The sequence below is a fragment of the Collinsella sp. AM13-34 genome, assembly GCF_003473055.1.
Taxonomy (GTDB): Bacteria; Actinomycetota; Coriobacteriia; order Coriobacteriales; family Coriobacteriaceae; genus Collinsella.
Window position 1 is genome coordinate 1 of record NZ_QRLE01000022.1, and the last position, 24,329, is coordinate 24,329.

General features: G+C 60.4%; 16 protein-coding genes. 4 read left to right on the forward strand and 12 right to left on the reverse strand.

Annotated features, from left to right (window positions below; genetic code table 11):
- Window positions 1-180 precede the first annotated feature (180 nt).
- From DW151_RS08710 to DW151_RS08725, 4 genes are all read right to left on the reverse strand, one after another.
- Window positions 181-1,641 (reverse strand): S1C family serine protease, encoded by a 1,461-nt coding sequence (locus DW151_RS08710; protein WP_118335433.1) that lies wholly within the window; start codon window positions 1,639-1,641, stop codon window positions 181-183.
- A gap of 209 nt (window positions 1,642-1,850) precedes the next feature.
- A complete protein-coding gene (locus tag DW151_RS08715; protein WP_006234733.1) occupies window positions 1,851-2,513 on the reverse strand; it encodes a response regulator transcription factor in 663 nt (220 codons plus the stop codon).
- Window positions 2,514-2,563: 50 nt separating this feature from the next.
- Window positions 2,564-3,901 carry a glutamine synthetase family protein gene (locus tag DW151_RS08720; RefSeq protein WP_118335435.1) on the reverse strand — a complete coding sequence of 446 codons (1,338 nt, stop codon included), beginning with the start codon at window positions 3,899-3,901 and terminating at the stop codon, window positions 2,564-2,566.
- A gap of 135 nt (window positions 3,902-4,036) precedes the next feature.
- Complete coding sequence (locus tag DW151_RS08725; RefSeq protein ID WP_158549090.1) at window positions 4,037-5,059, reverse strand: LacI family DNA-binding transcriptional regulator; 1,023 nt, start codon at window positions 5,057-5,059, stop codon at window positions 4,037-4,039.
- A gap of 235 nt (window positions 5,060-5,294) precedes the next feature.
- On the opposite strand from DW151_RS08725, the gene DW151_RS08730 reads away from it, so the two are divergent.
- Window positions 5,295-6,329: a sugar kinase gene (locus DW151_RS08730; RefSeq protein ID WP_117647999.1), complete on the forward strand. Its 1,035-nt coding sequence runs from the start codon at window positions 5,295-5,297 to the stop codon at window positions 6,327-6,329.
- 255 nt (window positions 6,330-6,584) lie between these two features.
- Window positions 6,585-7,226, forward strand: coding sequence for a bifunctional 4-hydroxy-2-oxoglutarate aldolase/2-dehydro-3-deoxy-phosphogluconate aldolase (gene eda / locus DW151_RS08735; RefSeq protein ID WP_117839992.1), 642 nt, complete (start codon window positions 6,585-6,587; stop codon window positions 7,224-7,226).
- A 393-nt stretch (window positions 7,227-7,619) separates the two neighbouring features.
- On the opposite strand, the gene DW151_RS08740 is transcribed toward eda, so the two are convergent.
- The 6 genes from DW151_RS08740 to kdpA form a co-directional block, all read right to left on the reverse strand.
- Window positions 7,620-8,312 (reverse strand): GntR family transcriptional regulator, encoded by a 693-nt coding sequence (locus tag DW151_RS08740; RefSeq protein WP_118335436.1) that lies wholly within the window; start codon window positions 8,310-8,312, stop codon window positions 7,620-7,622.
- 541 nt (window positions 8,313-8,853) lie between these two features.
- Entirely contained in the window at window positions 8,854-10,107 is a 1,254-nt protein-coding gene (locus DW151_RS08745; protein ID WP_158549089.1) for an ATP-binding protein, read from the reverse strand.
- 663 nt (window positions 10,108-10,770) lie between these two features.
- Complete coding sequence (locus tag DW151_RS08750) at window positions 10,771-12,720, reverse strand: NAD(P)/FAD-dependent oxidoreductase (RefSeq protein WP_118335438.1); 1,950 nt, start codon at window positions 12,718-12,720, stop codon at window positions 10,771-10,773.
- 245 nt (window positions 12,721-12,965) lie between these two features.
- Entirely contained in the window at window positions 12,966-13,556 is a 591-nt protein-coding gene (gene kdpC, locus DW151_RS08755; RefSeq protein ID WP_117647991.1) for a potassium-transporting ATPase subunit KdpC, read from the reverse strand.
- Between the two features lie 12 nt (window positions 13,557-13,568).
- On the reverse strand, window positions 13,569-15,623 hold the full coding sequence (gene kdpB / locus DW151_RS08760; protein WP_117647989.1) for a potassium-transporting ATPase subunit KdpB: 2,055 nt from the start codon (window positions 15,621-15,623) through the stop codon (window positions 13,569-13,571).
- A 16-nt stretch (window positions 15,624-15,639) separates the two neighbouring features.
- Complete coding sequence (gene kdpA / locus DW151_RS08765; RefSeq protein WP_117773167.1) at window positions 15,640-17,463, reverse strand: potassium-transporting ATPase subunit KdpA; 1,824 nt, start codon at window positions 17,461-17,463, stop codon at window positions 15,640-15,642.
- Window positions 17,464-17,796: 333 nt separating this feature from the next.
- Here kdpA and DW151_RS08770 point away from each other — a divergent pair, with 333 nt between their 5' ends.
- Together DW151_RS08770 and DW151_RS08775 are read left to right on the forward strand one after the other, a co-directional pair.
- Window positions 17,797-20,532: a sensor histidine kinase KdpD gene (locus tag DW151_RS08770; protein WP_118335440.1), complete on the forward strand. Its 2,736-nt coding sequence runs from the start codon at window positions 17,797-17,799 to the stop codon at window positions 20,530-20,532.
- Window positions 20,525-21,229 carry a response regulator gene (locus DW151_RS08775; protein WP_117583373.1) on the forward strand — a complete coding sequence of 235 codons (705 nt, stop codon included), beginning with the start codon at window positions 20,525-20,527 and terminating at the stop codon, window positions 21,227-21,229. Before DW151_RS08770 ends, DW151_RS08775 begins: the two co-directional genes overlap by 8 nt.
- A gap of 291 nt (window positions 21,230-21,520) precedes the next feature.
- Here the strand turns inward: DW151_RS08775 and DW151_RS08780 are convergent, their stop codons facing one another.
- Both DW151_RS08780 and DW151_RS08785 read right to left on the reverse strand, forming a co-directional pair.
- Window positions 21,521-21,721: a hypothetical protein gene (locus DW151_RS08780; RefSeq protein WP_035136858.1), complete on the reverse strand. Its 201-nt coding sequence runs from the start codon at window positions 21,719-21,721 to the stop codon at window positions 21,521-21,523.
- Between the two features lie 175 nt (window positions 21,722-21,896).
- Entirely contained in the window at window positions 21,897-24,224 is a 2,328-nt protein-coding gene (locus tag DW151_RS08785; protein WP_118335441.1) for a ferrous iron transporter B, read from the reverse strand.
- Window positions 24,225-24,329: the final 105 nt, after the last annotated feature.

Sequence of the window (24,329 nt, forward strand, 5' to 3'; positions counted from 1 at the left end):
ACAATCGTCAATATCGGTCGGAGGGGTGGCTTTGTAAAGCCGTTTGTCTCCACCCGCATAGCGGGTGGTTTAAAGCTGGCCGCTGCGCGGCCAGCAGACTAAAGTCTTGAAAGAAAAGAGGGGGCTGTCCCGCGTTGGCGGAACAGCCCCCCTCTGGCTCGATATGTGCGAAACGGCTCGTTAGAAACCCTGACCGTTGCCCTGACCCTGGCCCTGCTGGCCAAGCAGCTCCTCCAGATACTGGCGCAGCTGCTCGTCGGTAATACCGCCGTTGCCGGTATCGGTCGCGCTGTCGTTCTGCTGCTGGTTCTGCAGCTCCTCGTCGGAGCCCAGCTCGACCGTGACCTTCTTCTCTTCCTTGCCGCGCATGAGCGTGATCTCGACCTTCTCGCCCACCTCGTGGCTGCGCAGCGCGATGATCAGACCATCGGCGCTCGAAATCTCATCGTCGCCCAGCTTGGTGATGACGTCGCCCTCCTGGATGCCGGCCTTGGCGGCGGGACCGTCCTCGACGACGCTCGCCACGTACGCGCCGCTATCGGTGCTCAACTTGTTGGTGCGGGCGTTGAGCGCGTTGACGCTCGAAAGCGTAGCTCCCAGGTACGGGTGCACCGGCGTCTTACCGTCGATAATCTGGTCGGCAATGTTCTTGGCGTAGTTAACGGGAATAGCAAAGCCCACGCCCGAGCTGGAGCCCGAATAGCTCTCGATGAGCGAGTTGATACCCACAAGCTCGCCGTTATCGTTAACGAGCGCGCCGCCGGAGTTGCCCGGGTTGATGGCGGCATCGGTCTGGATCATGTTGGCATAGATGGTGTTACCGTTGGTAGAGCTCATGGCCGTGGAGCGATAGAGCGCCGAGACGATACCCGTGGAGACAGACTGCTCGTTGCCGAACGGCGAGCCGATCGCCATGACCCACTCGCCCACGTTGAGCTTGGAGGAGTCACCGATCTCGATCGGCGTGAGCTTGGAGGCGTCGGCGTCCTTGAGCTTGATGACGGCCAGGTCGCTCGAGGCATCGTTGCCCACGAACTCGGCCTCGTAGGTGGTGCCGTCATCCATGGTAACCACGTACTGGTCATAGCCATCGACCACGTGGTTGTTGGTGAGGATATGGCCCTCGGTATCGAGCACCACGCCCGAACCGACGCTGCCCGAGTTGTCCGACTCGTCGGCAGACTGCGAAAGCGAGCCATTCTGGCCGCCGCTCGAAGTGGCGGTGATGGAAACCACGGAGGGCAGGGCCTTGGCAGAAACGGCCTCGGCCAGCGTGGTGTCCTCGGAATCAATCGTAATCTTTTGCGTCGATGAACCCGAAGCACCCGCCGTCACGGCATTCTTGCCGCCACCGATATTGAGCGTGCCACTCATAATGAGCGCGATGACCAGCAGGGCTCCGCAGGCGCAGCCGGCGAGCGCCGTAATAAAGATCGGCAGCTTTTTGGTCTTAGTCTTGACCACTGTGTGCTTGTTTACAACCTGTTGGCCGCCCAGCGGCTTGCCGGTCTGCGTGTCGTATGCCTGCACGTAGGGAATGTTGCTGTCGGCAGGCGTCGACTCCACCTGCACACGCGGCTGCTGCTGGGTCTCGCCGGCGTTGCCCGCATCCTGGGGACGCTGGGAATCGTTCTCGCTCATGGCTGCGATCCTTTCGTCAAATAACCAAAGGCCCGCCAAACACGTGGCGGGCCATCGTTGTTCACGTTGAGTTGTACCCCAATATGCGGGCGCAAGTGTATGAGAACGCAATCTTTTAGGAAGGCTTAAGTTCTGTTGCAGGCCCAAAAAGGAACCCGCACCTGCGTCAAAACCACCACAAAGGTGCCTGTCCCCTTTGTGGTGGAAATCTAGTCCTTAAACAGATAGCCCACGCCGCGGACGGTGGTGATGTGCGCCGCGATCTGCGGGCCCACCTTGGAGCGGATGCGTCGGATGTGCACGTCGACGGTACGCGTGCCGCCGCAGTACTCAAAGCCCCACACGCGGTGCAGCAGCACCTCGCGGCTGTAGGCACGGTTGGGGTGCGTCGCCAAAAAGCTCAGCAGCGAGTACTCCATCAGCGTCAGGTCGATGGGCTCGTTATCGAGTGTCACCTGGTAGGTGGCAAGGTTGATCTCGAGGTTATCGATGTTGAGCACATCGTCGGCGGTGACGGTCTCCTCCTCGCCCATCAGGCGCTGCGCGCGAGCCTTGAGCTCGTTGGGCGTCGCCGTGGGGCATACAAAGTCGGCATGCGCGTGATTGGGCAGACGCAAGGTGCCGAGCGCCTCGTCGTCAACGATCACCAGCATGGGGACGCCACCACGATCGTCAAGCCACTTGGCAATCTGATCGATGCGGTCGCTGCGGATGCCATCTGAATCGAGAATCAGCAGGTCAAAGTCGTGCGCCGCAGTTGGCGAATCGGGGGTTGCCAGGCTCACCTCGACACCCAGGGTAGTCGTCAAGCTGCGGGCAAACTCGTGGAAGCGCGTCGTGCGCGCCATGAACAGGGCACTCTTTTCGGACATATCGGCCTCCAAAGAAATGAGCTCAATCGTACTGGAACAAGCCAGCGCGATTAGGAGTTCGCCAGGTAGTGCTTGATCTCCCACTCGGTGATCGTAGACTCAAACTTATGCCACTCGTCGCGCTTCTTTTTGAGGAAGAAGCTGTGGATGTGCTCGCCGAGGGCATCCTTCATAAACTGCGAGTCCTCAAACACGTCGAGCGCCTCTTTGAGCGAGCGCGGCAGCGGCGCGTAGCCGGCCTCGACCATCTGACGGTCGGTAAGCTTGAGCGTCTCGGCCGTTGCCTCGGGCGGGAGCTCCAGCTTGCGCTCGATGCCGTCCAGACCAGCCGCCAGCGTGACGGCGTTGACCAGGTACGGATTGGCCATGGGGTCGGGGCTGCGAAGCTCGATGCGCGTGGACAGCTGCTTGCCGGGCTTGTAGACCGGAATGCGGACCATACTCGCGCGGTTGCGCAGGCCCCACGTGGCGTACTGTGGCACGGAGTCGCCGCCCGTCGTGATGCGCTTGTACGAGTTGACCGTGGGGTTGGTGATGGCGCTGATCTCGCGGGCATGCGCCAGGATGCCAGCCATATAGTGCTTGGCGACGTCGGAGAGATGGTACTTCTCGTCGTCCTCGCCCCAAAACACGTTGTTGCCGTCGTGGTCGAATAGCGACTGGCACAGGAACATGGCACTGCCGTCCTCGCCCGCCAACGGCTTGGGCATAAAGGAGGCGTGGCAACCGCTCTCGTAAGCTTGCTGTTTAATGATGAGCTTGGCCGTGGTAATGGCGTCGGACATGCTCAGGGCCTCGGCGTGGCGCAGGCTCATGCCGTGCTGCGAGCGACCGGCGGCGTGGAAGGTGTACTCCACGGGCACGGACATCTTCTCGAGCGTAAGGACCGTGTTGCGACGCAGGTCGCGCGCGGCGTCGCTCACCGAAAGATCGAAGTAGCCCACGTTGTCGAGCGGCTCGGGGGTGTGCTCGTCGGGGAAGTAGTAATACTCCAGCTCGGCACCAACGTTGAGTAGGTAGCCGGCCTTCTCGGCCTTGTGGAACATGCGGCGCAGGGCATCGCGCGGGTCGCCGGCGAAGGGCTTGCAATCGGGGGTGCATACGTCGCAAAACACACGGGCGACGCCGTTGTGGCTCGGACGCCACGGCAAAATCTGGAAGGTCGAGGCATCAGGGAACGCCAGCATGTCGGCTTCCTCGGGCGTGGCAAAGCCCTCGATGGCCGAGCCGTCAAAGCCAATGCCCTCCTCAAAAGCGACCTCGAGGTCCTCGGGGCTAATAGCAAAGTTTTTGAGGCGGCCGAGAATGTCGACAAACCACAGACGCACAAAGCGGATATCACGCTGCTCTACGGAGCGGAGTACGTAATCGATGTTCTGCTGGTTCATGTCGCTCCCCTTTCTTTCGGGCGGGTTTCGACTGGTCTATATCGCAGATACTATCGCAGAAAAATGTTTCCGCAGGGTTAAAGCGTATCAAGCGCTCAAAAAAACGTGCGCGAGCAGACCGTTGCGAACGAGCGGCTAGCGTAAGGTCGAGGCGCGGTGTTCGATGTGGCCGGGGATCTCGATGCGCTTGGGGGCGAGCTTTGCGGCATCGCCCACCGTAGTGGTAACGATGTCGATGCGTTCGGACAGACGCTCGACTACGCGCTCGGCAATGGTAAGAGTGTCCTGCGCTGCCGTGGTCACACCGCCAAAGAGCACGTGGTTCCAGGGATAGTCGTCAAACGTTGCGATCTTGAGACCCGCCGGCAACGAAGGTCCCAACTGTGCCAGCGCCTCGGTCAGGCGCAGGAAGACCAGACCGTTGACGGCAATGAGGCCGAGCTTTTTACCCGCATAGCCGCGGATGGTCTCGTCCAGGCGACTGACACCCTCGACGCCACCGTCGGCCAGGGTGACGACCTCGCCCGCAAGACCGCGGCGCGAAAGCTCGTCGGCAAACGCCTCGGCGCGTTCGCGACGCACGGGGCTGTCGTCGCTTGCCTCGGTGAGCAGGCACAGGCGCTCGCTGCCCGCAGAGGCCAAGGCGTCTACCAGGCCGGCGACCAGCTCACGGTTGTTGGAGGTCACCAGATCGACACCGCCGTCGGCAACATCGCGGTCGAGCAGCACGACGGGCAGGCGTCCCGCAGCCTCGGCGATCGCCTTGTCGTTGCCTCCGCAGGTATTGACGACCAGGCCGTCCACGCCGGCATCGATAAGTCTGGTGAGCGACTCTGCCTCCTTGGCGGGGTCGTTGCCGCTAATGGCCGTCATGAGCGAGCAGCCGCGCGCGGCGGCGCTGGCGGAAAGCCCTTCGAGCATGGCGCTGGAGAACGGGTTAGCAATGTCGGCCAAGATCACGCCGATGAGGTTGGTACGCGAGCTGCGCAGATTGCGCGCGGCGGCACGTGGACGATAGCCGGTGCGCTCGATAACTGCCGCGATGCGAGCACGGGTTTCCTCGGTCATCTGCCCAGGGCGGTTGTTGAGATAGCGCGAGACCGTGGCCGGGCTCACGCCCGCCTCGGCAGCAATGTCCTTAATCCTCATCTGCGCCATAGCGCACCCCGTTTCCCAATTGTCGGCAGTCTGAGCCATTTTAGGCATTTTTTTAAAAATCTCGCTTGCAAAACGTTGTAGATGAGTATACTACAACTCGAAACGAAACCGATTTCGTAAACCGATTTCGGCAAGCGTTGGCACGGAGGTGCAAAGATGTACCCTACCGTCTTGGCACCTCCGTGCCAACGCCATATCAAAGGTGTACGCACGAGCAAGAAGGAGCTGCGCGACCATGGGTAAAACGGTTCTTACCTTCGGCGAGATCATGATGAGGCTCTCGCCCAAAGATCATCTGCGCATTGAGCAGGCGACCGAGTTTGATGTCCGCTACGGCGGCGCCGAAGCCAACACCGCGCTTTCCCTGGCCTACCAGGGTGACAAGGCAGCTTACGTCTCCGTTGTCCCGGCCAACCGTCTGGGCGAGTGCGCCCTGCGTTCGCTGAAGGTCTACGACGTCGATACCTCGCGCGTCGTGCGCCAGGGCGACCGTCTTGGCTCCTATGTGTTTGAGGTCGGCGCCTCGCAGCGCGGCAACGGCTGCGTCTACGACCGCAAGTACTCTGCCATCAACATGGCCAAGCGCGACGTCTTTGACTGGGATGAGATCCTCAAGGGTGTCGATGTCTTCTACTTCTCCGGCGTGACGCCCGCCGTCTCCGACGAGATGGCCGCCGCCTGCAAGGATGCCCTCACCGCCTGCCGCGCCAAAGGCATCGCCACCGTGTGCGACGTGAACTATCGCGGCAAGATGTGGTCGCCCGAGAAGTCGCAGGCCACCATGAAGGAACTCCTGCCGCTCGTTGACATCTGCATTGCCAACGACGAGGACGCTCCTGCCGGCCTCGGTATGACCTGCGTCTCCGGCTCCCTTGCCCACGGCATCGAGGAACGCGACACCTACGTCGAGATGGCCCGTCAGATCTGCGCCGAGTACGGTTGCAAGAAGGTCGCCTCGGTCGTCCGCAACATCTCCTGCGTCGAGCGCTCCATTTGGATGGGCATGCTCTTTGACGCCGAGAGCGGCGAGCACTGGTTCTCCCCCGCTCACGACGTGCACGTGCTCGAGGGCGTTGCCGCCGGCGACGCTTTCAACGCCGGCCTCGTCCATGCCCTCATCAACGACTTTGACCCGCAAGACGCCGTCAACTACGCGATTGCGGCCTCGATCCTCAAGCTCACCATCAAGGGCGATTCCAACCTGGTGACCGCAGACGAGATCGCAGCCGTGGCATCCGCCGCCGACGGTGGCACCCGCGTCGCCCGTTAATTCGTTCCCCATTCCGCGGACTGCAGCTTTCCATACCCATACCCCTGCAGCCCGCTCCCCGATTCCTCCGGCCAGGTAGAACCACTTAGTCCCATTCCGGTTTTGTCTGGCATTCCTTCACGACTGGCCTCGTAGCCGGTTCCGAAATTGCTTGTGACCCAAGCAGTGCCTCCGATAACCAATCCGGAACCGGCTCATGGCCAATCTTCTTTGGCAATCACGCGCCCGTGCGCGCCTCACATCGAAAGGAACACTATGTTCGATCAGTTCTACACCACGCTTGAATCCCTGGGCATCGTGCCGGTCGTCGTGCTCGATAAGGTCGAGGACGCCGCACCGCTCGCCCACGCCCTTATGTCTGCCGGCATGAAGTCCGCCGAGGTCACCTTCCGCACCGCCTGCGCCGCCGAGTGCATCGCCGCCATGGCTGAGGCCGAGCCCGAGATGTGCGTCGGCGCCGGCACCGTCCTGACTGTCGAGCAGGTTGAGCAGGCCCGCGCCGCCGGTGCCAAGTTCATCGTCTCCCCGGGTTACAACGAGGACGTCGTGAAGCACTGCATCGACATCGACTTGCCCGTCCTTCCCGGCACCGTGACCCCCTCCGAGGTTACCGCCGCCGAGAACCTGGGGCTCAAGGTCACCAAGTTCTTCCCCGCGGCTCAGTATGGTGGCCTGAACACCATCAAGGCCCTCGCCGCTCCGTTTGTCGGCCATCGCTTTATGCCCACCGGCGGCGTGAGCACTGCCAACGTCGAGGAGTACCTGAGCTCCTCCGCCATCATCGCCTGCGGTGGCACCTGGATGGTCAAGCCCGCCCTGTTCGCCGATGGCGACTTCTCCAAGGTCGAGCAGATTGCCCGCGAGGCCATGGACGTCGTCAAGAAGGTCCGCGGCTAGGTTTAGCTCTCTATCGTGAAAGGGGGCGTGCCCTAGACCTCGCCCCCTTTCTTTTAAAGCGGCTCGGAAGCGCGCCGTTTCCGTCACGAACAAGAACCAAAACCGTCTTGTATGCTGATAGAACGTGACGGAAGCGACACGCGCCCGAGCCGCTTTGCCTACTCGGCTGGCAGTCGCGCCCAGCTGAGCCACTTCGACAAAAGCCGAGCCACCAAAACAGCTGCGGCGCCGTCTGGAGGAATGGACCCTTGCTTCCGGTTTTTTCCTCCAAGCGGCGCCGCAGCCTTTTCATGCCCCGATTGCACCCCCGCACTTGCGGTGAAACACGGACTGCTTACGCCGCCAAAGCCGCAAAACAGCCCCTATTTAACCGCAACTAATGTAGGGAACGAGTTAGATGGCCGAGTCTTTAGGCAGCTCAAAATAGTCGGGATGCAAGGCGATAACCGGTCCCTGTTCCTCGGGCATCAGATGCAGGTGTGTCTCTGCCAGATAGCTCGCCGTGTCGGTATCGCCCCTCTTAATGGACTCGAGAATCCGGCGATGCTGACGACGAATCGGCTCCCAATCCATATCCTGCGACACCATACGCAACCAGTTGTACCGCTCAAAATGCGTATTGACGCTCTTCATCCAATCCCACAACATGTGGCGGCCGGCAATCTCAAAGCACGTCTCGTGGAATAGGTTGTCCAGATCGAAAAAGCGACGCGTTTCGCTATGGTCGAGCGACTCGGACTCGGCAAGAATCTGCTCGAGCCGATGTTTTTGCTCAGGCGTGGCGGCAGAGCAACATTTAATGAGTACGCTTCTCTCGAGTTTCTCACGCAAGAAACAGGCGTTCTCGGCGCGCTCCATGCTGATTTTTGAGACATAGGTGCCGCTTTTGGGACGCGTTTCCACTAGCTCCTGCTCACGCAGGCGCACAAAGGACTCGCGAATGGGCGTGCGCCCGATTCCCGTCTCCTTTTCCAGACCAATCGCCGAAAGGCGCGTGCCGGGCCTGAGCTCGGCATAGATGATCTTAGAGCGCAGTGCGTTGTATGCCTGATCTTGCAGGCTCTGATAATGCTGGTGCTGTTCCATAAAGCCCTCGGATGAAGCCCACGGTTTGTCGAATATCACCACGTAATACTATCGCATCGACACGCCCCAGCTCCCAATCAGTCTTTTTGGGACGGGGCTCTTTTAGCTACCCTGGCCCGCAGATCGGCCCCCCTTGCCACAAAAGTGGCCCATCTACTACGTTAACACGGATAGCCTCGGCCATACCGAAAACCGTGAAAACAAAACCGCAGGTAGATAGCTTGTCGATTTTCGAAAAAACCGACTATGGTTGACCCCTGCGGCTTAAACGTAGTAGATAGGCCCTTTTCGTGGCGCAGCACTACTGCACCCCAAATTGGCACCCCGAGCCTGTTATAAGTTGCTGTGAAATACGGACGGTTGATAATCAAGGGTTGAAAATCAAGGCGCGCTATACGGCTTGCTATATCTCACTATACTTTGCTGTACGTCGCTGTACTTTGCTTTAACTTGACAATAATCGGCCCGTTACCATCCGGGATATAACGGACCCCAAGCCAACGCTGGCTTGGGGCCCGTCTTGTACCATGGCTCTTTTGGACTATGAGCGCTCGTATTTCGTGGCCCGCCCGGTTCCCTGCCTTACGATTGCATTCCGTTCAAGCAGAGATTCGAGTGCCGCCAACGTCCGCATGCGGCTCAGCCCCGTCTGTTTTTCAATCTCGCTTCGCGACATAATTCGCCCGCCCGACAAGGCCTTGAGAACCTGGACCTCTTCCTCGGACCCTTCAAAGGCATCGGTAACGGGCAATGTGACGGCCACCATGCCGCCGCGAACATCAAAAATTGGTTGATTGATCGAATCGCGATAGGCACGTCTAATGCGCGCGATTCCCGTACCAAATTTCTCGATGTAATCCAGCTTTAAGAAGGCCTCTGCAACGATGGGGTTTCTGAGCACGGATATCTGCCCATACAGGTATTGTTCCGTCGTCAACCCGGCGGGCAGCGATCCAGGGGAGGTCACAACGACACGATCATCGTACAGGGCAATTTGAACGTTCGCTCGAACGTCCCACGTCCGATGCACCAAAGCGTTTGCAACAGCTTCGCGGAATGCCTCAAGAGGAATTCGATCGGTTTGGACGCGCTCCATCCCTTCGATACGCTCATAACGGTAGTAGCGTGCAAACATAGCCACCGCCCTGTCCGCCTGCTCAATTGCGGATACATTTGTCGCCGCCTCGCGATCCAAGATCACATCCTCGGTATCGCCAAAACGGACGCAGTCGATGCCTGGAAAATCATTCTTATCCGCTAAAATCGCCGCGGCATTGGTATAGCCATCCTTGCCGAGCAAGCGGAGCGTACGCATGATATCCGGCGTTAGCTCGGAAATGCCGAGGTGTTCAACACACTTATGCTCGAGCGTATGAAAGCCCAAGTCCTGGCGAGCCGACGTGAGCGCGTCGAACGTCACGTTGCTGCCTTCGAGCGTCAGCCTGCCATACTCAAACCGGTCGACCTCCACCGTTGCCGAATCGTTTCGTCTGTAGGCCTTTCCCTTGCTTCGATAGGGTTTGTCCTGTCCCTCATAAACCGTAAGGATTACGGTCCCGTGTTTCTCATCGGACTCGAGCGTGTAACGGGGAGCGGGATCCAAGCTGTCATTAATCATGTTCTCAATGCGGAGACACTCTGCGACCGGATCTGCAAGGCCGACAGCCACGCCCTCGTCATCAACGCCAAACTCAATCTTGCCCGTCCCGTAGTTTGCATAGGCGCTCACCGTTTTAAGAAACGTCGGCGTAACGCTTTCCTTGTATTCGACTGTAGGGCTCTCTCTAACAACCATATGCACAACCCCCTCGTTTCGTACCATTCATAACCGTATTATAAGACGAAAACCGTTTGCGTACTGATTTATATAAGACGCAAACTGTTTTCGTCTTGATTTGCGTACGGAATTAAGACGCATAATTTCGCTTTCGTATGGCTCAATACCGGACGCAGACTGTTTTCGTCTGTCAATACGTCTGAAATCCAAACGAAAAGAGCCCCGAGCTCGTATGAACTCGGGGCTCTTTGTGCCGCACATCTATGAGAGGAAAAATTCGATGCGTACGGGCGCTACCCCATGAAGCCGCCCTGGGATGGCGGCAACCTCGCCGTTACCCGTCTGATGGGTGTGCTCAAGGCATCCGTTCCCCTCTTTATCGACGTAACGGGCAAAAAAGTTCGTCGAGGAGACCATCCGCACGCACCACGGTGTGGCCGACGCCATTGAGACGCGCAACCCCACCGCCGCTCACGATGCGATGTATCTGCACCTGGTCTACAACCGCAATATGATTGCGGAAGGCACACAAACAAAAGGCATTTAAGGCTCGACAATAATCTTTCTTTGATAAAACGCAGGCAGCGAGCGCTTGCGTTTTATCAAATGGTGCAATGGGGTCAGGTTTACATGCATCAACTTAGCGCAAAGTAACCTGGCCCCCATGCGCCAAGGGGTTGACTAGAGTTCGCAGGCGATCTTGTAGCCATCGCCGATAGCGTCGCGGATGTTGCCGCACTTCTGGGCATCGCCCAGCACGTGGGTGGCAACACCGGCTGCAGCCAGGTCGTCGGCCAGCTTGGTGTTGGGACGATAACCCATGGCGAGCACCAGCGTATCGGCATCGGCGATGGTGTGGACCTCGCCGTCCTTTTCGTAACTGATGGCGTCCTCGGTAATCTCGGTCACCTTGGCCTCGGTCAGCACGTGAACGCCCTTGGAGAGCATGCGCGTGATGAGCACCGCGCGACCGGCGCCACCCTCGTTGGCGGCAAGCGTCTTGGTCATCTCGATGACGGTGACATCGCGGTTGGCCGGCGACAGATCGTTGACCAACGGGGCCAGGTAATCGGCCGTCTCGCAGCCAACGGTGCCGCCGCCCACAATAACGATCTTCTTGCCCGGGAAAGCCTTGCCGCCCAGCAGGTCATCAGCCGTCATGACCTGCTTAAAGCCCTGCATGAATGCCGGCGCGATGGGTTCGGCGCCATAGGCCAGGACAACCTCGTAGCCCGCGTAGTCGCGCTGGATGTCCTCGGCGGTCAGCTCGGTACCAAAGACGCATGTGACGCCGGCCTCGGCCAGGCGACGGTACTGATACTTGATCACGCGCGTGAGCTCCTGCTTTGCCGGCGGAACGGCTGCGATGCGCATCTCGCCGCCCGGCTCGTCCTGCTTGTCCACGAGCACCACGTTATGGCCGCGCTTGGCGGCAATGTAGGCTGCCTCCATGCCCGCGGGACCGGCACCCACAACGAGCACGTTCTTTGCCTCGGCGGCAGGCTCGTAGCCAGCCTCGTCGCGCTCCACGTCCGGATTGACGGTGCAGGAGATGCGCTTGCCAAACATGATGCCGTTCAAACAGCGCAGGCAACCGATGCAGGGACGGATCTCGTCGGCGTTGCCGGCAGCCGCCTTGTTGCAGAACTCGGCATCGCACAGGTTGGCGCGGCCCATCATGCAGATGTCGGCGGCGCCGTCCTCGATCAGTTCCTCGGCAATCCATGCCTCGTTGATGCGGCCGACCGTGGCAACGGGAATGTTCACATGCTTCTTGATCTCGCGCGAGCAGGCGGCGTGCGAGGCCTGCTGCGTACCGGCGGCGGGAATGGCGGAGCCGCGCTTGATGGTGGTGCCGCCCGACACGTGGATCATGTCGACGCCGGCCTTCTCCAGGCGACGCGAGACGCAGATCATGTCGTTGAGGGTCAGACCGCCATCGGTGTACTCGTCGCCCGAGATACGGACGTCGATGATGAAGTCCTTGCCGCAGCGCTCGCGAATCTCGGCGATGACCTCGAGCAGGAAGCGCATGCGGGCGTCGAGCGAGCCGCCGTACTCGTCGGTGCGCTTGTTGTAGAGCGGAGTCAAAAAGCCGCCGAGCATACCGTGGGCGTGCGCCGCATGGACCTCGACGCCATCGACACCGGCCTTCTGCATACGCACGGCAGCGTCACCGAACTGATGCGTGAGCTCGTGAATCTCATCGACCGTGATGGGGCGCGGCGCCTCGCGGGCATAGGACGGGCCCACAAAGGACGGAGCGATCAGGCGCGGCGTGCCCGGAATGTTAAAGGCCATGTAGGCGGGGTGGAAGAGCTGCGGCATGATCTTGCAGCCGTACTCGTGGACGGCTGCAGCAAGCTTTTCCCAGCCGGGGATAAACGTGTCGTCGTAGCAGCACATGTCACCCGGCAGATAGGTATAGGTAGGCTCGACCGTCACGACCTCGGTGATGATCAGACCCACGCCGCCCTTGGCACGGGCGCGGTAATGGTCGACCAAATCGTCGGTCACATAGCCGTGATCGGCCAGGTTGGTAGACACCGGCGGCATAAAGACGCGGTTCTTGACCTCGGTCGTACCGACCTTGATCGGGCTAAAGAGCATCGGGTAGGCGGAGGACTCCATACAGGGTTCCTTTCATTTGAGCCGCTCGGCGGCAGTTGCTAACGTACCTATCGTATCAGCAACCGCGCTGTACCCGACCGTACACGCTCCCCCGGCTTTTACTCAACCCACAAAAAGTTGCGGTGGAATACGGAGTAGATAAGGCCTTTGACAGCCAAAACGGTCCGTATTTCACCGCAACTGATGGGCGGGGTGGAATTGAGGGCTCAGATAGTCAGTCATGCCCTCATCCGCCACTCCCTCACCTACAGCGCGCCGTCCAGCATAAGGTTCACCTTGAGCACGTTGACCGTGGGCTCGCCGAACACGCCGAGGAAACGGCCCTTGGTGCACTGGGCGATGATGTCGCGCACCTCGCCTTCGCTCTTGCCCGTGGCCTTCGCCAGGCGCGGTACCTGGTACTCGGCGGCATCGGGGGAGATCTCGGGGTCGAGCCCTGAGCCAGAACACGTCACCAGGTCGACGGGCACGGCATCCATGCCGGCGTCGGGGTTGGAGGCGCGAATCTTCTCGACGCGCGCGTCCACAAGCTGCCGGTACTCCTCACTCGCCGGGGACAGGTTGGACGGGGCACCATACGCCACGAGCTCGCCGTCTTCGCCTTCGACAATTGACACGTTCTGGATGCGGCCCCACATGTGGTCCTCGTCCTCGAAGTTCTGGCCGATGAGCTCGGAGCCCACAACCTTGCCGTCGACCGTAATGAGCGAACCGTTCGCCTGATACGGGAACGCAACCTGGGCGATGCCGGTCACGACGAGCGTATAGCCCAGGCCGCAGACAACGGTAAACAGCGCGAACACGCCAAGTGCGCGCGATGCAACACCTTTGAACATACAAACCTCCACTTACATAATGCCGCAGAACGCGAGCAGCATGTCGATGAGCTTGATGAATACGAACGGGGCAACAATGCCGCCCAGACCCCACACGAGTAGGTTGTGGGTCAGCAGCTGTCCAGACGGGACCTCGCGGTACTTAACGCCCTTCAGCGCGGCCGGGATCAGCGCGACGATAACGAGCGCGTTATAGATGATGGCCGAAAGAACCGCGGACAGTGGGCTTGCCAGACCGAGGATGTTGAGCGCGCCAAGGCCCGGGTAGATCGGCGAGAACAGGGCCGGGATGATAGCGAAGTACTTCGCCATGTCGTTAGCCACCGAGAAGGTCGTGAGCGAACCGCGGGTCATGAGCAGCTGCTTGCCAATACGCACGACCTCGATGAGCTTGGTGGGGCTGGAGTCGAGGTCGACCATGTTGCCGGCCTCCTTGGCAGCCTGGGTTCCGGTGTTCATGGCCACGGCGACGTCCGCCTGGGCGAGCGCCGGCGCGTCGTTGGTGCCGTCGCCGGTCATGGCGACCAGGTGACCCTCACGCTGGAACTCGCGGATCTTCTCGAGTTTGCCCTCGGGGGTGGCCTCGGCCAGGAAGTCGTCAACGCCGGCCTCGGCGGCGATTGCCGCGGCGGTGAGCGGATTGTCGCCCGTCACCATGATGGTCTTGATGCCCATCTTGCGCAGGTCGGCGAACTTCTCCTTAACGCCGGACTTGATGATGTCCTTGAGGTACACAACGCCCAGCACGCGGCAGTTCTTGGTCACGACCAGCGGGGTGCCGCCGGCCTTGGCGATGCGTTCGACGGCCTCGTCGCACTCCTGGGAGAACACGCCGCCGGCTGCCTCCACATAGGTGCGCACGGAATCGGCAGCGCCCTTGCGGATCTCATTGCCCTCGTAGTTCACACCGGACATGCGAGTCGCCGCGGTGAAGGGGATGAACTCCATGCCCTTATCCTCGAGTGTGCGGCCGCGCAGCCCAAACTGCTCCTTGGCGAGCACGACGATGGAACGACCCTCGGGGGTCTCGTCGGCCAGCGAGGAAAGCTGAGCGGCATCGGCCAGCTCCGCGGGATCGACGCCGTCGACCGGGATGAACTCGGCGGCTTGGCGGTTACCCAGGGTGATGGTGCCGGTCTTGTCGAGCATGAGGATGTCGACGTCGCCGGCGGCCTCGATGGCGCGGCCGGACATGGCCAGCACGTTGGCCTCGTTCAGACGGCTCATGCCGGCGATGCCGATGGCGGACAGAAGGGCGCCGATGGTAGTGGGAGCCAAGCACACGAGCAGTGCCACGAGCGTGGTCACGGCCGTGGGGTTGACCATGTCGTTAAGACCGGCCGAGAAGCAGGAGTAACAATACAGGGCCAGCGTGACCAGGATAAAGACGATGGAAAGGGCCACCAGGAAGATCTCCAGAGCGATCTCGTTAGGGGTCTTCTTGCGCGCGGCACCCTCGACCATCGCGATCATCTTGTCCAGGAAGCTCTGGCCGGGCTCACTGGAGATCTTGACGATGATCCAGTCGGACAGCACCGTGGTACCGCCGGTAACGGCAGAGCGGTCGCCGCCGGCCTCGCGGACCACGGGGGCGGACTCGCCGGTGATGGCGGACTCGTCAACGGAGGCAGCGCCCTCGATGACGTCGCCATCGCCGGGAATCTGCTCGCCGGCGCGTACGATCACCAGGTCGCCGCGCGTGAGCTCGGTGCCGGGAACGACGGTGAAGTGCTCCTTGTCCTCAACGGACTCGATACGATGGGCCTCGACATCCTTCTTGGCCGCACGCAGGGAATCGGCCTGAGCCTTACCGCGGCCCTCGGCAAGCGCCTCGGCGAAGTTCGAGAACAGGTCGGTGAGCCACAGGATGACCGCGATGGTGACCACATAGTAGGTGGGCACACCCGCGTCCTGCACACCGAAGATGGAAGCGACGGCCAGGACGGAGGTCATGACGGCGGAAAGCCACACCAGGAACATGACCGGGTTTTGAATCTGGACGCGAGGATCCAGTTTGGCAAACGAGTCGCGGACCGCGCGGCCCATCATGTCTTTTTGCATAGCCATAAATCTGCGTCCTCCTTTACGCAATCATCTGGAAGAACTCGGCAACGGGGCCAAGCGCCAGGGCCGGGAAGAAGCTCAGGGCACCGATCAGCAGAACGATGAACACGAGCAGGAATACGAACATGCCGTTGGTGGTAGACAGGGTACCGGCGCTCTCGGCGACCCTACCCTTCTTGGCCAGCGAGCCGGCGATAGCCAGCGTACCGATGATGGGCATGAAGCGGGCAAACAGCATCTCGAGGCCGAGCATGACGTTGATCCAGGGATTGTTGCAGTTCATGCCTGCAAACGCCGAGCCGTTGTTGCCACCGCATGAGGTGAAGGCATACAGCACCTCGGAGAAGCCGTGCGCGCCACCATTGTTGAGCTGGTCGGCAAGACCGGGCACCATGCAGGCGATGGCCGAGCACACCAGAATGGCAAACGGAGTTGCCAGGCACAGGACAACTGCCCAGCGCATCTCGCCCGGCTCGATCTTCTTGCCCAGGAACTCAGGCGTGCGTCCGACCATAAGGCCGGCGATGAACACTGTGAGGATGGCGAAGCCGATCATGCCGTACAGGCCGCAGCCCACGCCGCCGAAGACGACCTCGCCCAGAGCCATCTGGAGCATCTGGACAAACCCGCCGAGCGGGGTGTAGGAGTCGTGCATGGAGTTGACCGAGCCATTGGAAGCAGCCGTCGTGAAAGCGGACCAGGTGGAAGAGGAGGCGATGCCAAAGCGGCTCTCCTTGCCCTCCATATTGCCGCCCGCCTGGCCATCGGTCATCTCGATGTTGACCGCGCCGCCATCGGCCAGCTGCGGCGTACCCATATGCTCGTTAACGGCGATGATGCCGGTAAAGACCACGAGCAGGATAAGCATCGCCGCGAAGATGGCCTTGCCCTGCTTGGTGTTCTTGACGCCGATACCGAAGGTGAAGCAGCAGGCGGCCGGGATCAGCAGCAGGCTGGTCATCTCGATGATGTTGGTGAAGGCACTGGGATTCTCATACGGATGGGCGGAGTTCACACCGAAGAAGCCGCCGCCGTTGGTGCCGGACTGCTTGATGGCGACCTGAGGAGCCGCGGGCCCCTGGGGCAGGAACTGCTCGGTGACCACGCGCGCGCCCTCGACAACCTTGCCGTCGACCTTGACCGTGTCGCCCTCGATCTGGGCGCCGTCGATGACGCTCCAGCCGCCGTCTGCATTAGGCTGGACAGCGACGGGCTCTACGAGCTCAGCCTTCTGAGCCGGCTGGAAGTTGGAGATGACGCCACCGGCAGCCAGGCAGATGCCGAACACGAGGTTCAGCGGGATGAGCACATACAGGACGGTGCGGGTGAGGTCGACCCAGAAGGAACCCAGACCCTGCTCCTTGATCTGACGGAAGCCGCGGATCAGCGCGAACATGACCGCGATACCGGTACCAGCGGAAACGAAGTTCTGCACGGTGAGGCCCATGAACTGCACGAAGTAGGACAGGGTGGTCTCACCGGAGTAGGACTGCCAGTTGGTGTTGGTTATGAAGGAAGCAGCCGTATTGAACGACAGGTCCCATGGCACACCCGGCAGGTGCTGGGGATTGCCTGGCAAGAAGGACTGAAGCGCCTGGAGTGCCACAAGAGCCACGAGGCCGATCCCCGAAAAGGCCAGCACGCTTGCCAGATAGCGCCTACACCCCATCTGCTCTGCCGCGTCGATGCGAAGCAGACGATAGACGCCACGCTCCACAGGAGCAATCACAGGCGACAGGAACGTATGCTCACCATCCATGATATGGGCCATGAACCGACCGAGCGGAACGGCCAGGACGACGAGCACGGCAAAGTACAAGATGTACTGAATCGCAGCGTCCATAGTTTACGAATCACTCCTCATCAGAATGTAGATGTAATAGATAAGGAGTCCAATGCAGACGACTCCGATAATGGGAATGAGGATGTCCATTACCGCCCCTTTCACGCGCGGTCCGATGTCTCGGACGCCTGCCCTCGCAAGCGTCTGGGGACAGTAAACGCTTCTAGGTGTTAAAGAGGCGTGAGGGCTGGGGCTCACGACCTTAAGATGCCGTAAAGATGCAGGTAGAAAGCACTATTGCGGCTGCAGTGCGCCTATACTCGACCTCGCGAGCATACAGTGGCGTCCTCACCGCGTATGCACGCATGGACAACGCTTCAGAAAGGCTACGCTATGCAGCGCGACGCATCGGACACTCGCGTCAATCCAGACCTCATCCTCAAGGCAATTGAGAAAGACGAGGCCGCCGATGACGCTCGAACCAGCCGGGGACACCTCAAAATTTTCTTTGGCTACGCTGCTGGCGCAGGCAAAACCTATGCGATGCTTCAAGCCGCCCACGCCGCCAAGCGGCGAGGTGTCGACGTCGTCGCGGGATACATCGAGCCGCACGAACGTCCGGCAACTGCCCATCTTGCACAAGGGCTTGAGAACGTGCCCTGTAAACTCATCGAGCACAACGGCATTGCGCTCAGCGAGTTCGATCTAGATGTGGCTATCGAGCGCGCCCCTCAGCTCATCCTTGTCGACGAGCTCGCCCATACGAATGCGCCGGGGTCTCGCCACGACAAACGCTATCAAGACGTCGAGGAACTTCTACATGCGGGCATCGACGTCTATACGACCGTAAACGTTCAGCATATCGAGAGCCTAAACGACATGGTTGCATCCATCACCGGCGTTGTCGTGAGCGAACGAATCCCCGACCGTATCTTCGATGATGCCGACCAGGTCGAGCTCGTCGACATAGAGCCCGAAGACCTACTTGAGCGCCTTCGCGCCGGCCTCGTCTACCGTCCCGCACAAGCCGACCGAGCGCAACAGCATTTTTTTACCGTCGAAAATCTCACCGCACTCCGAGAAATCGCGCTGCGCCGCTGTGCCGATCGCACCGGCTACCTCACAGACGCCGCACGCGTGCTGGGAAACCGTGACTACTACACCAAGGAGCGTATCTTAGTCTGTGTCTCCCCGGCGCCGACCAATCCCCGCATCGTCCGTGCCGCCGCACGCATGGCGAAAGCGTTTCGCAGCGAGCTCGTCGCCCTGTTCGTAGAAAGCCCGCGCACGCAAGCCATGAGCGATGATGAGCGCGCCAAGCTTGCAGACAATATCGCCCTAGCCGAGCAGCTCGGAGCACATATGGAAACCGTCTATGGCGACGACGTCGCGTTTCAGATCTCCGAGTTCGCGCGCCTGTCGGGTATTTCGAAGATCGTCATGGGGCGCACGGGCGAGCACAGCAGCGTCCGTCAGGCCCTCTTTGGCCGCAAATCTCTCGTAGAACAGCTCATAACATTCGCCCCGAACCTCGACATTTACATCATTCCAGACCAGTCGACTCCGCCCTCCCGACCCAAAGGACGCCGCCATGCGCTCGCTCTGCAGCCGCCCAGCAGCCGAAACGTGCTTCGCACGCTGGCCCTCTCTCTTGTCGCCACGGCGATCGGCACGGCTTTCCGCCATCTGGGATTTGCCGATTCCAGCATCATATCCCTCTATATCCTCACGGCCCTGCTGACCGCCGTCACCACGACGGGGCGTATCTGCACGATCGTATCGAGCGTGCTCTCTGTAGTGCTTTACAACTTCTGCTTCGTCACGCCTCTGTTTTCGCTCGCCAGCTACGACCGAAGCTATCTGGTCACGTTCGGCATCATGTTCGCTACCGCTATGGTCGCCGGCGAGTTAACTGCGCGCATCGCCGACAATGCCCGTACCTCCGCCGAGAACGCATTCAAAACGCGCGTACTCCTCGAAACGAACCAGCTCTTACAGCAAGCCCATAGCGCGGAGGAGTGCGCCCGCGTCGCCATGAACCAACTCGTCAAACTGCTAAAACTCGACGTGGTCTTCTACCCCGCCGAACACGGCACGCTCGGCAAGGCGCTCTATGAGTCCGCTGGCACCGAAAACCGATCCGCGTCGCTGCTCACCGACTACGAGCGCGCCGTTGCAACCTGGACCTTCACCAACAACAAGCGCGCGGGCGCAAGCACGCGGACCCTGCCTGAGGCGCGCTGTCTCTACCTCGCGGTTCGCACCGGCGACAAGGTATTCGGTGTCATCGGCATCGCCCTGGAGGGGCGCGAGACCGAAGCCTTCGAGCATTCGATCGTCCTATCTATCGTAGGCGAATGCGCCTTGGCGCTCGAAAGCGACCGGGCGGCGCAAGAGCGCGAAGAGGCTGCGGTCTTGGCGAAAAACGAGCAGCTGCGCGCCAACCTTTTGCGCTCCATCGGCCACGATTTGAGGACACCCCTCACAGCTATATCCGGATCTGCGGCAATCCTTCGGAAGAGCGACGAGAGGCTCAGCCTCGAACAGCGCTGCGATCTTGCCGATGCCATCTACGATGACTCCCTCTGGCTTATTGATACCGTGGAGAACCTCCTCGCCATCACACGCGTCGAGGACGGCACCATTCACCTCAACTTCACATCCGAGCTCATCGACGAGGTCATCGAGGCCGCCCTCAGCCATGTCGCCCAAGCATCGCATGGACGTACCGTCACCATCGAGCACACTGACGACATCCTGCTGGTACGCATTGACGTCCATCTCATCATGCAGGTGCTTACGAATCTCATCATGAACGCCTTCAAATACACGCCCGAGGACTCGACTGTCACCATCAGCGCACGTCGCGAGGGTGCGTTCGTCGTGGTGGACGTCGCAGACGATGGGCCGGGTGTGGCAGACTGCGACAAGCCTCATATCTTTGAGCGCTTCTTCACCTCAAGCAATACGCGGCCCGTGGATTCGCGTCGAAGCATCGGCCTTGGGCTGTCGCTCTGCCGCTCCATCGTGGAGGCGCATGGCGGCGTCATCGAAGCTCGCGACAACCACCCCCATGGGGCCGTCTTCCGTTTTACCCTGCCCGCCGAGGAGATCGAGATTCATGAATAATGCCGCTAAGCCACGCATCCTCCTGGTCGAAGATGACCTGACCGTTCAAAACCTCGTTTCGACCGCGCTTGACCTCCACGGCTATGTCGTGAGCAAGGTTTGCAACGGCCAGGCCGCCATCATGGATGCGGTGTCGCACGGCCCCAGCCTCATCATGCTCGACCTCGGCCTTCCCGACATTGACGGTATCGAGGTCATCACGAAGATCCGAAGCTGGTCGGCAGTCCCCATTATCGTCATTTCGGCGCGCACCGAAGATTCCGACAAGATTGCAGCACTTGACGCAGGGGCAGACGACTACCTCACCAAGCCCTTTTCTGTGGATGAGTTGCTCGCGCGCGTCCGTGCGAATTTGAGGCGCTCCTCGATGGCGTCGAGCGAGTCGACAGAAGCGAGCACGTTCGACAACGGTCCGCTGCATATCGACTATGCCGCGGGATACGCGACGAAAGACGGACGCGAGCTCTCGCTCACCCCAACCGAGTACAAATTACTCGTCCTTCTGGCGAAAAACGTCGACAAGGTGCTCACCCACACCTTCATCACCCGCGAGATATGGGGCACGAGCTGGGACAGCGATCTGGCGAGTCTGCGCGTGTTCATGCGCACCCTGCGCAAGAAGATCGAGGCAGACCCCTCTCACCCCAAGATGATTCAGACGCACATGGGTGTCGGGTACCGCATGCAGCGTCTCTAGCCCACCCCACAAAAAAGTTGCGGTGGAATACGGAGTAGATAAGGCCTTTGACGGCCAAAACAGTCTGTATTTCACCGCAACTGATGGGCGGGATGGAGTTAGAGGCCCAGGTAGTTGGTCATGCCTTCGACGGCGAGATTGGCGCTCGCTACGGCATGGACCACGGTGAGCGGGCCGTTGACCACATAGTTAGCGATACCCAAAAATACTCTTCAACTCGCCACACTCTCCCCCAAATGTGCAAAGCGCCCCGCGAACGGATGCTCGCGAGGCGCTTGGGTGCCTGGACCTTTATTTGATACCGCGGCCCAAGTCTTCGGCGATTTTGTCTACGCCCTTAAGTGCGGCGCAGGTCTTTTTGTTGGAGCAATGTCCTGTGCAAACGCCACCTTGAGCACAGTCGGCGCAGGTGCCCTTGCGATAAATGCGCACGCACACGGCGACAAACGCAATGCCGATAACAGCCAGTACAACAATATCGATAGGTGCCATAGCAAGCCTCCTCTAGTTAACCACCACTTACTTTACCCCATTCTCCACCTGCCAAAAAGGGACAGGTATATTTTGGTCGGTTTTATCTGCGGAAACGCCACATCTCCCTCACCAAAAAGCCCGAGTGTCGCTGGGACACCCGGGCTCGTGGAAAGGGGCTGATCCTTATTCGGACTTAAGCGGAAACTGCAGCGGAAGCGGTGTTGGTCTCGTCCTCGTCGGTCCAAGCGTGCTTGGGCATGGGACGGAAGATCTGGAAGAGCATTGCAACCAGCAGCACGATGGCCACAACCGTCCAGATACCAAACTGCCCAAGGACCAGCAGGTTGTAGAACTGGTTGATGAACAGGCCGATGACCCAGGCAAAGGCGCACTCGTAGCCGATGGCAATCGCGGTCCACTTGCCGGAGTCCATCTGGTTGCGGATGGTGCCAATGGCGGCAAAGCACGGGGCGCACAGCAGGTTGAAAGCGCCAAAGGCAACGCAGGCGCCCATGGTGGGGAACATGCCGGCAAACGCGGTCCACAGGCTCGGATCGGTCTCGCCCGCGTCGGCGACGGACAGCAGCGAGCCGGCGGTGGCGACGACGTTCTCCTTGGCGACAAGGCCAGAGACAGTCAGCGCAGTTGCCTGCCAGGTGCTAAAGCCGAGCGGGGCGAAAATCCAGGCGACCAGGTTGCCCAGCATGGCGAGCACGGAGTAGTCCATAAACTCCTCGGGGATGCCGTCCATCGCAGGCAGGAAGCCAAAGGAGCCGTTATAGCTACCAAAGTTGGAGAGGAACCAAACAACGACGGTGGACGCGAAGATGACCGTGCCGGCCTTCTTGATAAAGGCCCAGCAGCGCTCCCACACGTGCAGCGCCCAAGAGCGGATCGCCGGGAAGTGGTAGGCGGGAAGCTCCATAACGAACGGCGTAGGGCGACCGGCGAAGAGCTTGGTCTTCTTGAGCATGAGGCCCGAGGCGATGACGGCAAAGACGCCCAGGAAGTAGAAGAGCGGGCTGATCCACGCGGCGGTGGTGGAAGAATCGCCGATGATGGAACCCATGAGCAGGGCAATGATCGGCAGCTTGGCACCGCAGGGAATAAACGTGGTGGTCATGACCGTCATGCGGCGGTCCTTCTCGTTCTCGATGGTCTTGGTGGCCATGACGCCGGGGACGCCGCAGCCCGAGGACACGAGCATGGGGATGAACGACTTACCGGACAGGCCAAAGCGGCGGAATACGCGGTCCATGATGAAGGCGACGCGGGCCATGTAGCCGCAGTCCTCCAGGAAAGACAACATCACAAAGAGCAGGAACATCTGCGGCACAAAGCCGAAGATGGCGCCCAGGCCGCCGACGATGCCGTCGCAGACCAGCGAATCGACCAGGCCACCGTCCTCGGTGCCGCCCGCCACAAGGGCGTCGTGCACCACGGTGGTGATACCCGGGACATAGGGGCCGTACTGCGCCGGGTCGACCGAGTCGGCGTTGTCGCCCGCAGCCTCAACAGCTGCGTCATAGGCGTCGCGACCCTGACCGAGCACGTACCAGCCGTCGGTGCCGAAGAGTTGGTCGTTGGTGAAGTCGGTCAACGTGCCGCCGAGGGTAGAAACGGCGATGTAGTACACGCAGAACATGATGACCACAAAGATCGGCAGGCCCAGGATGCGGTTGGTAACCACACGGTCGATCTTCTCGGAAGTGCTCATCTTGGCCGGAGCCTTGGTGAGGCACTCGTCGATGACGTGGGCAATCACGCCGTAGCGCTCGCCGGTGATGATGGACTCGGCGTCGTCGTCGCAGTCCTGTTCGCACTGGGCGACCAGCTGCTCCACGCGAGCGGCCTTCTCCTTAGTGAGGTTGATGAGCTTGCAGGCGTCCGCGTCGCGCTCGAACAGCTTGACCGCGTAGTAGCGACGCTTGTTGGCGGGAACGCTCGCCGGCAGGTTGTTCTCGATGTGGTCCAGAACGTCCTCGATGGAGGAATCGAACTTGTGCTCCGGCACCTGGCCCTTGGAAGCAGCGGACTTCTTGACCTGCTCGAACAGCTCCGTGATGCCCTTGTTCTTAAGAGCCGAGATCATCATGACCGGGCAGCCGAGCTTCTTGAAGAGCTTGTCCGTGTCGATCTTATCGCCGTTCTTCTCGACCAGGTCGGCCATGTTGAGGGCGACGACCACGGGCAGGCCGGTCTCGATAACCTGAAGCGCCAGGTACAGGTTGCGCTCGAGGTTGGTGGCATCGACCACCTGGACGACGACATCGGGCTCGCCGCTCATGAGGTAGTCGCGCGAGCACTGCTCCTCGGGGCTGTAGGGGGAAAGCGAGTAGATGCCGGGGAGGTCCGTAATCGTGACGTTCTTGTCGCTTAGGAGCTTGGCTTCCTTTTTCTCAACCGTGACGCCGGGCCAGTTGCCAACGTAGCCGTTGGCGCCGGTGATCAGGTTGAAAAGCGTGGTCTTGCCGCAGTTGGGGTTACCCGCCAGCGCGACATGGATCTGAGAATCCGCCATTCAATCCTTCTTCCTTGTGTGCCCGCGCTGCTTTCTCCGCGCAGGCTGGATAATGTGCTTCAAAGATGCTGCATTAAGTTAGAAAAACCTAACTTTATCTGCAGA

Bases quoted from the DNA above. Each gene is read 5' to 3' on its own strand.
- kdpC (WP_117647991.1), bottom strand. From the start codon at position 13,556: ATGTTCAAAGGTGTTGCATCGCGCGCACTTGGCGTGTTCGCGCTGTTT.
- DW151_RS08770 (WP_118335440.1), top strand. From the start codon at position 17,797: ATGCAGCGCGACGCATCGGACACTCGCGTCAATCCAGACCTCATCCTC.
- DW151_RS08785 (WP_118335441.1), bottom strand. From the start codon at position 24,224: ATGGCGGATTCTCAGATCCATGTCGCGCTGGCGGGTAACCCCAACTGC.
- DW151_RS08780 (WP_035136858.1), bottom strand. From the start codon at position 21,721: ATGGCACCTATCGATATTGTTGTACTGGCTGTTATCGGCATTGCGTTT.
- DW151_RS08710 (WP_118335433.1), bottom strand. From the start codon at position 1,641: ATGAGCGAGAACGATTCCCAGCGTCCCCAGGATGCGGGCAACGCCGGC.
- DW151_RS08775 (WP_117583373.1), top strand. From the start codon at position 20,525: ATGAATAATGCCGCTAAGCCACGCATCCTCCTGGTCGAAGATGACCTG.
- kdpA (WP_117773167.1), bottom strand. From the start codon at position 17,463: ATGGACGCTGCGATTCAGTACATCTTGTACTTTGCCGTGCTCGTCGTC.
- DW151_RS08750 (WP_118335438.1), bottom strand. From the start codon at position 12,720: ATGGAGTCCTCCGCCTACCCGATGCTCTTTAGCCCGATCAAGGTCGGT.
- DW151_RS08720 (WP_118335435.1), bottom strand. From the start codon at position 3,901: ATGAACCAGCAGAACATCGATTACGTACTCCGCTCCGTAGAGCAGCGT.
- DW151_RS08745 (WP_158549089.1), bottom strand. From the start codon at position 10,107: ATGGTTGTTAGAGAGAGCCCTACAGTCGAATACAAGGAAAGCGTTACG.
- eda (WP_117839992.1), top strand. From the start codon at position 6,585: ATGTTCGATCAGTTCTACACCACGCTTGAATCCCTGGGCATCGTGCCG.
- DW151_RS08725 (WP_158549090.1), bottom strand. From the start codon at position 5,059: ATGGCGCAGATGAGGATTAAGGACATTGCTGCCGAGGCGGGCGTGAGC.
- DW151_RS08715 (WP_006234733.1), bottom strand. From the start codon at position 2,513: ATGTCCGAAAAGAGTGCCCTGTTCATGGCGCGCACGACGCGCTTCCAC.
- DW151_RS08740 (WP_118335436.1), bottom strand. From the start codon at position 8,312: ATGGAACAGCACCAGCATTATCAGAGCCTGCAAGATCAGGCATACAAC.
- DW151_RS08730 (WP_117647999.1), top strand. From the start codon at position 5,295: ATGGGTAAAACGGTTCTTACCTTCGGCGAGATCATGATGAGGCTCTCG.
- kdpB (WP_117647989.1), bottom strand. From the start codon at position 15,623: ATGGCTATGCAAAAAGACATGATGGGCCGCGCGGTCCGCGACTCGTTT.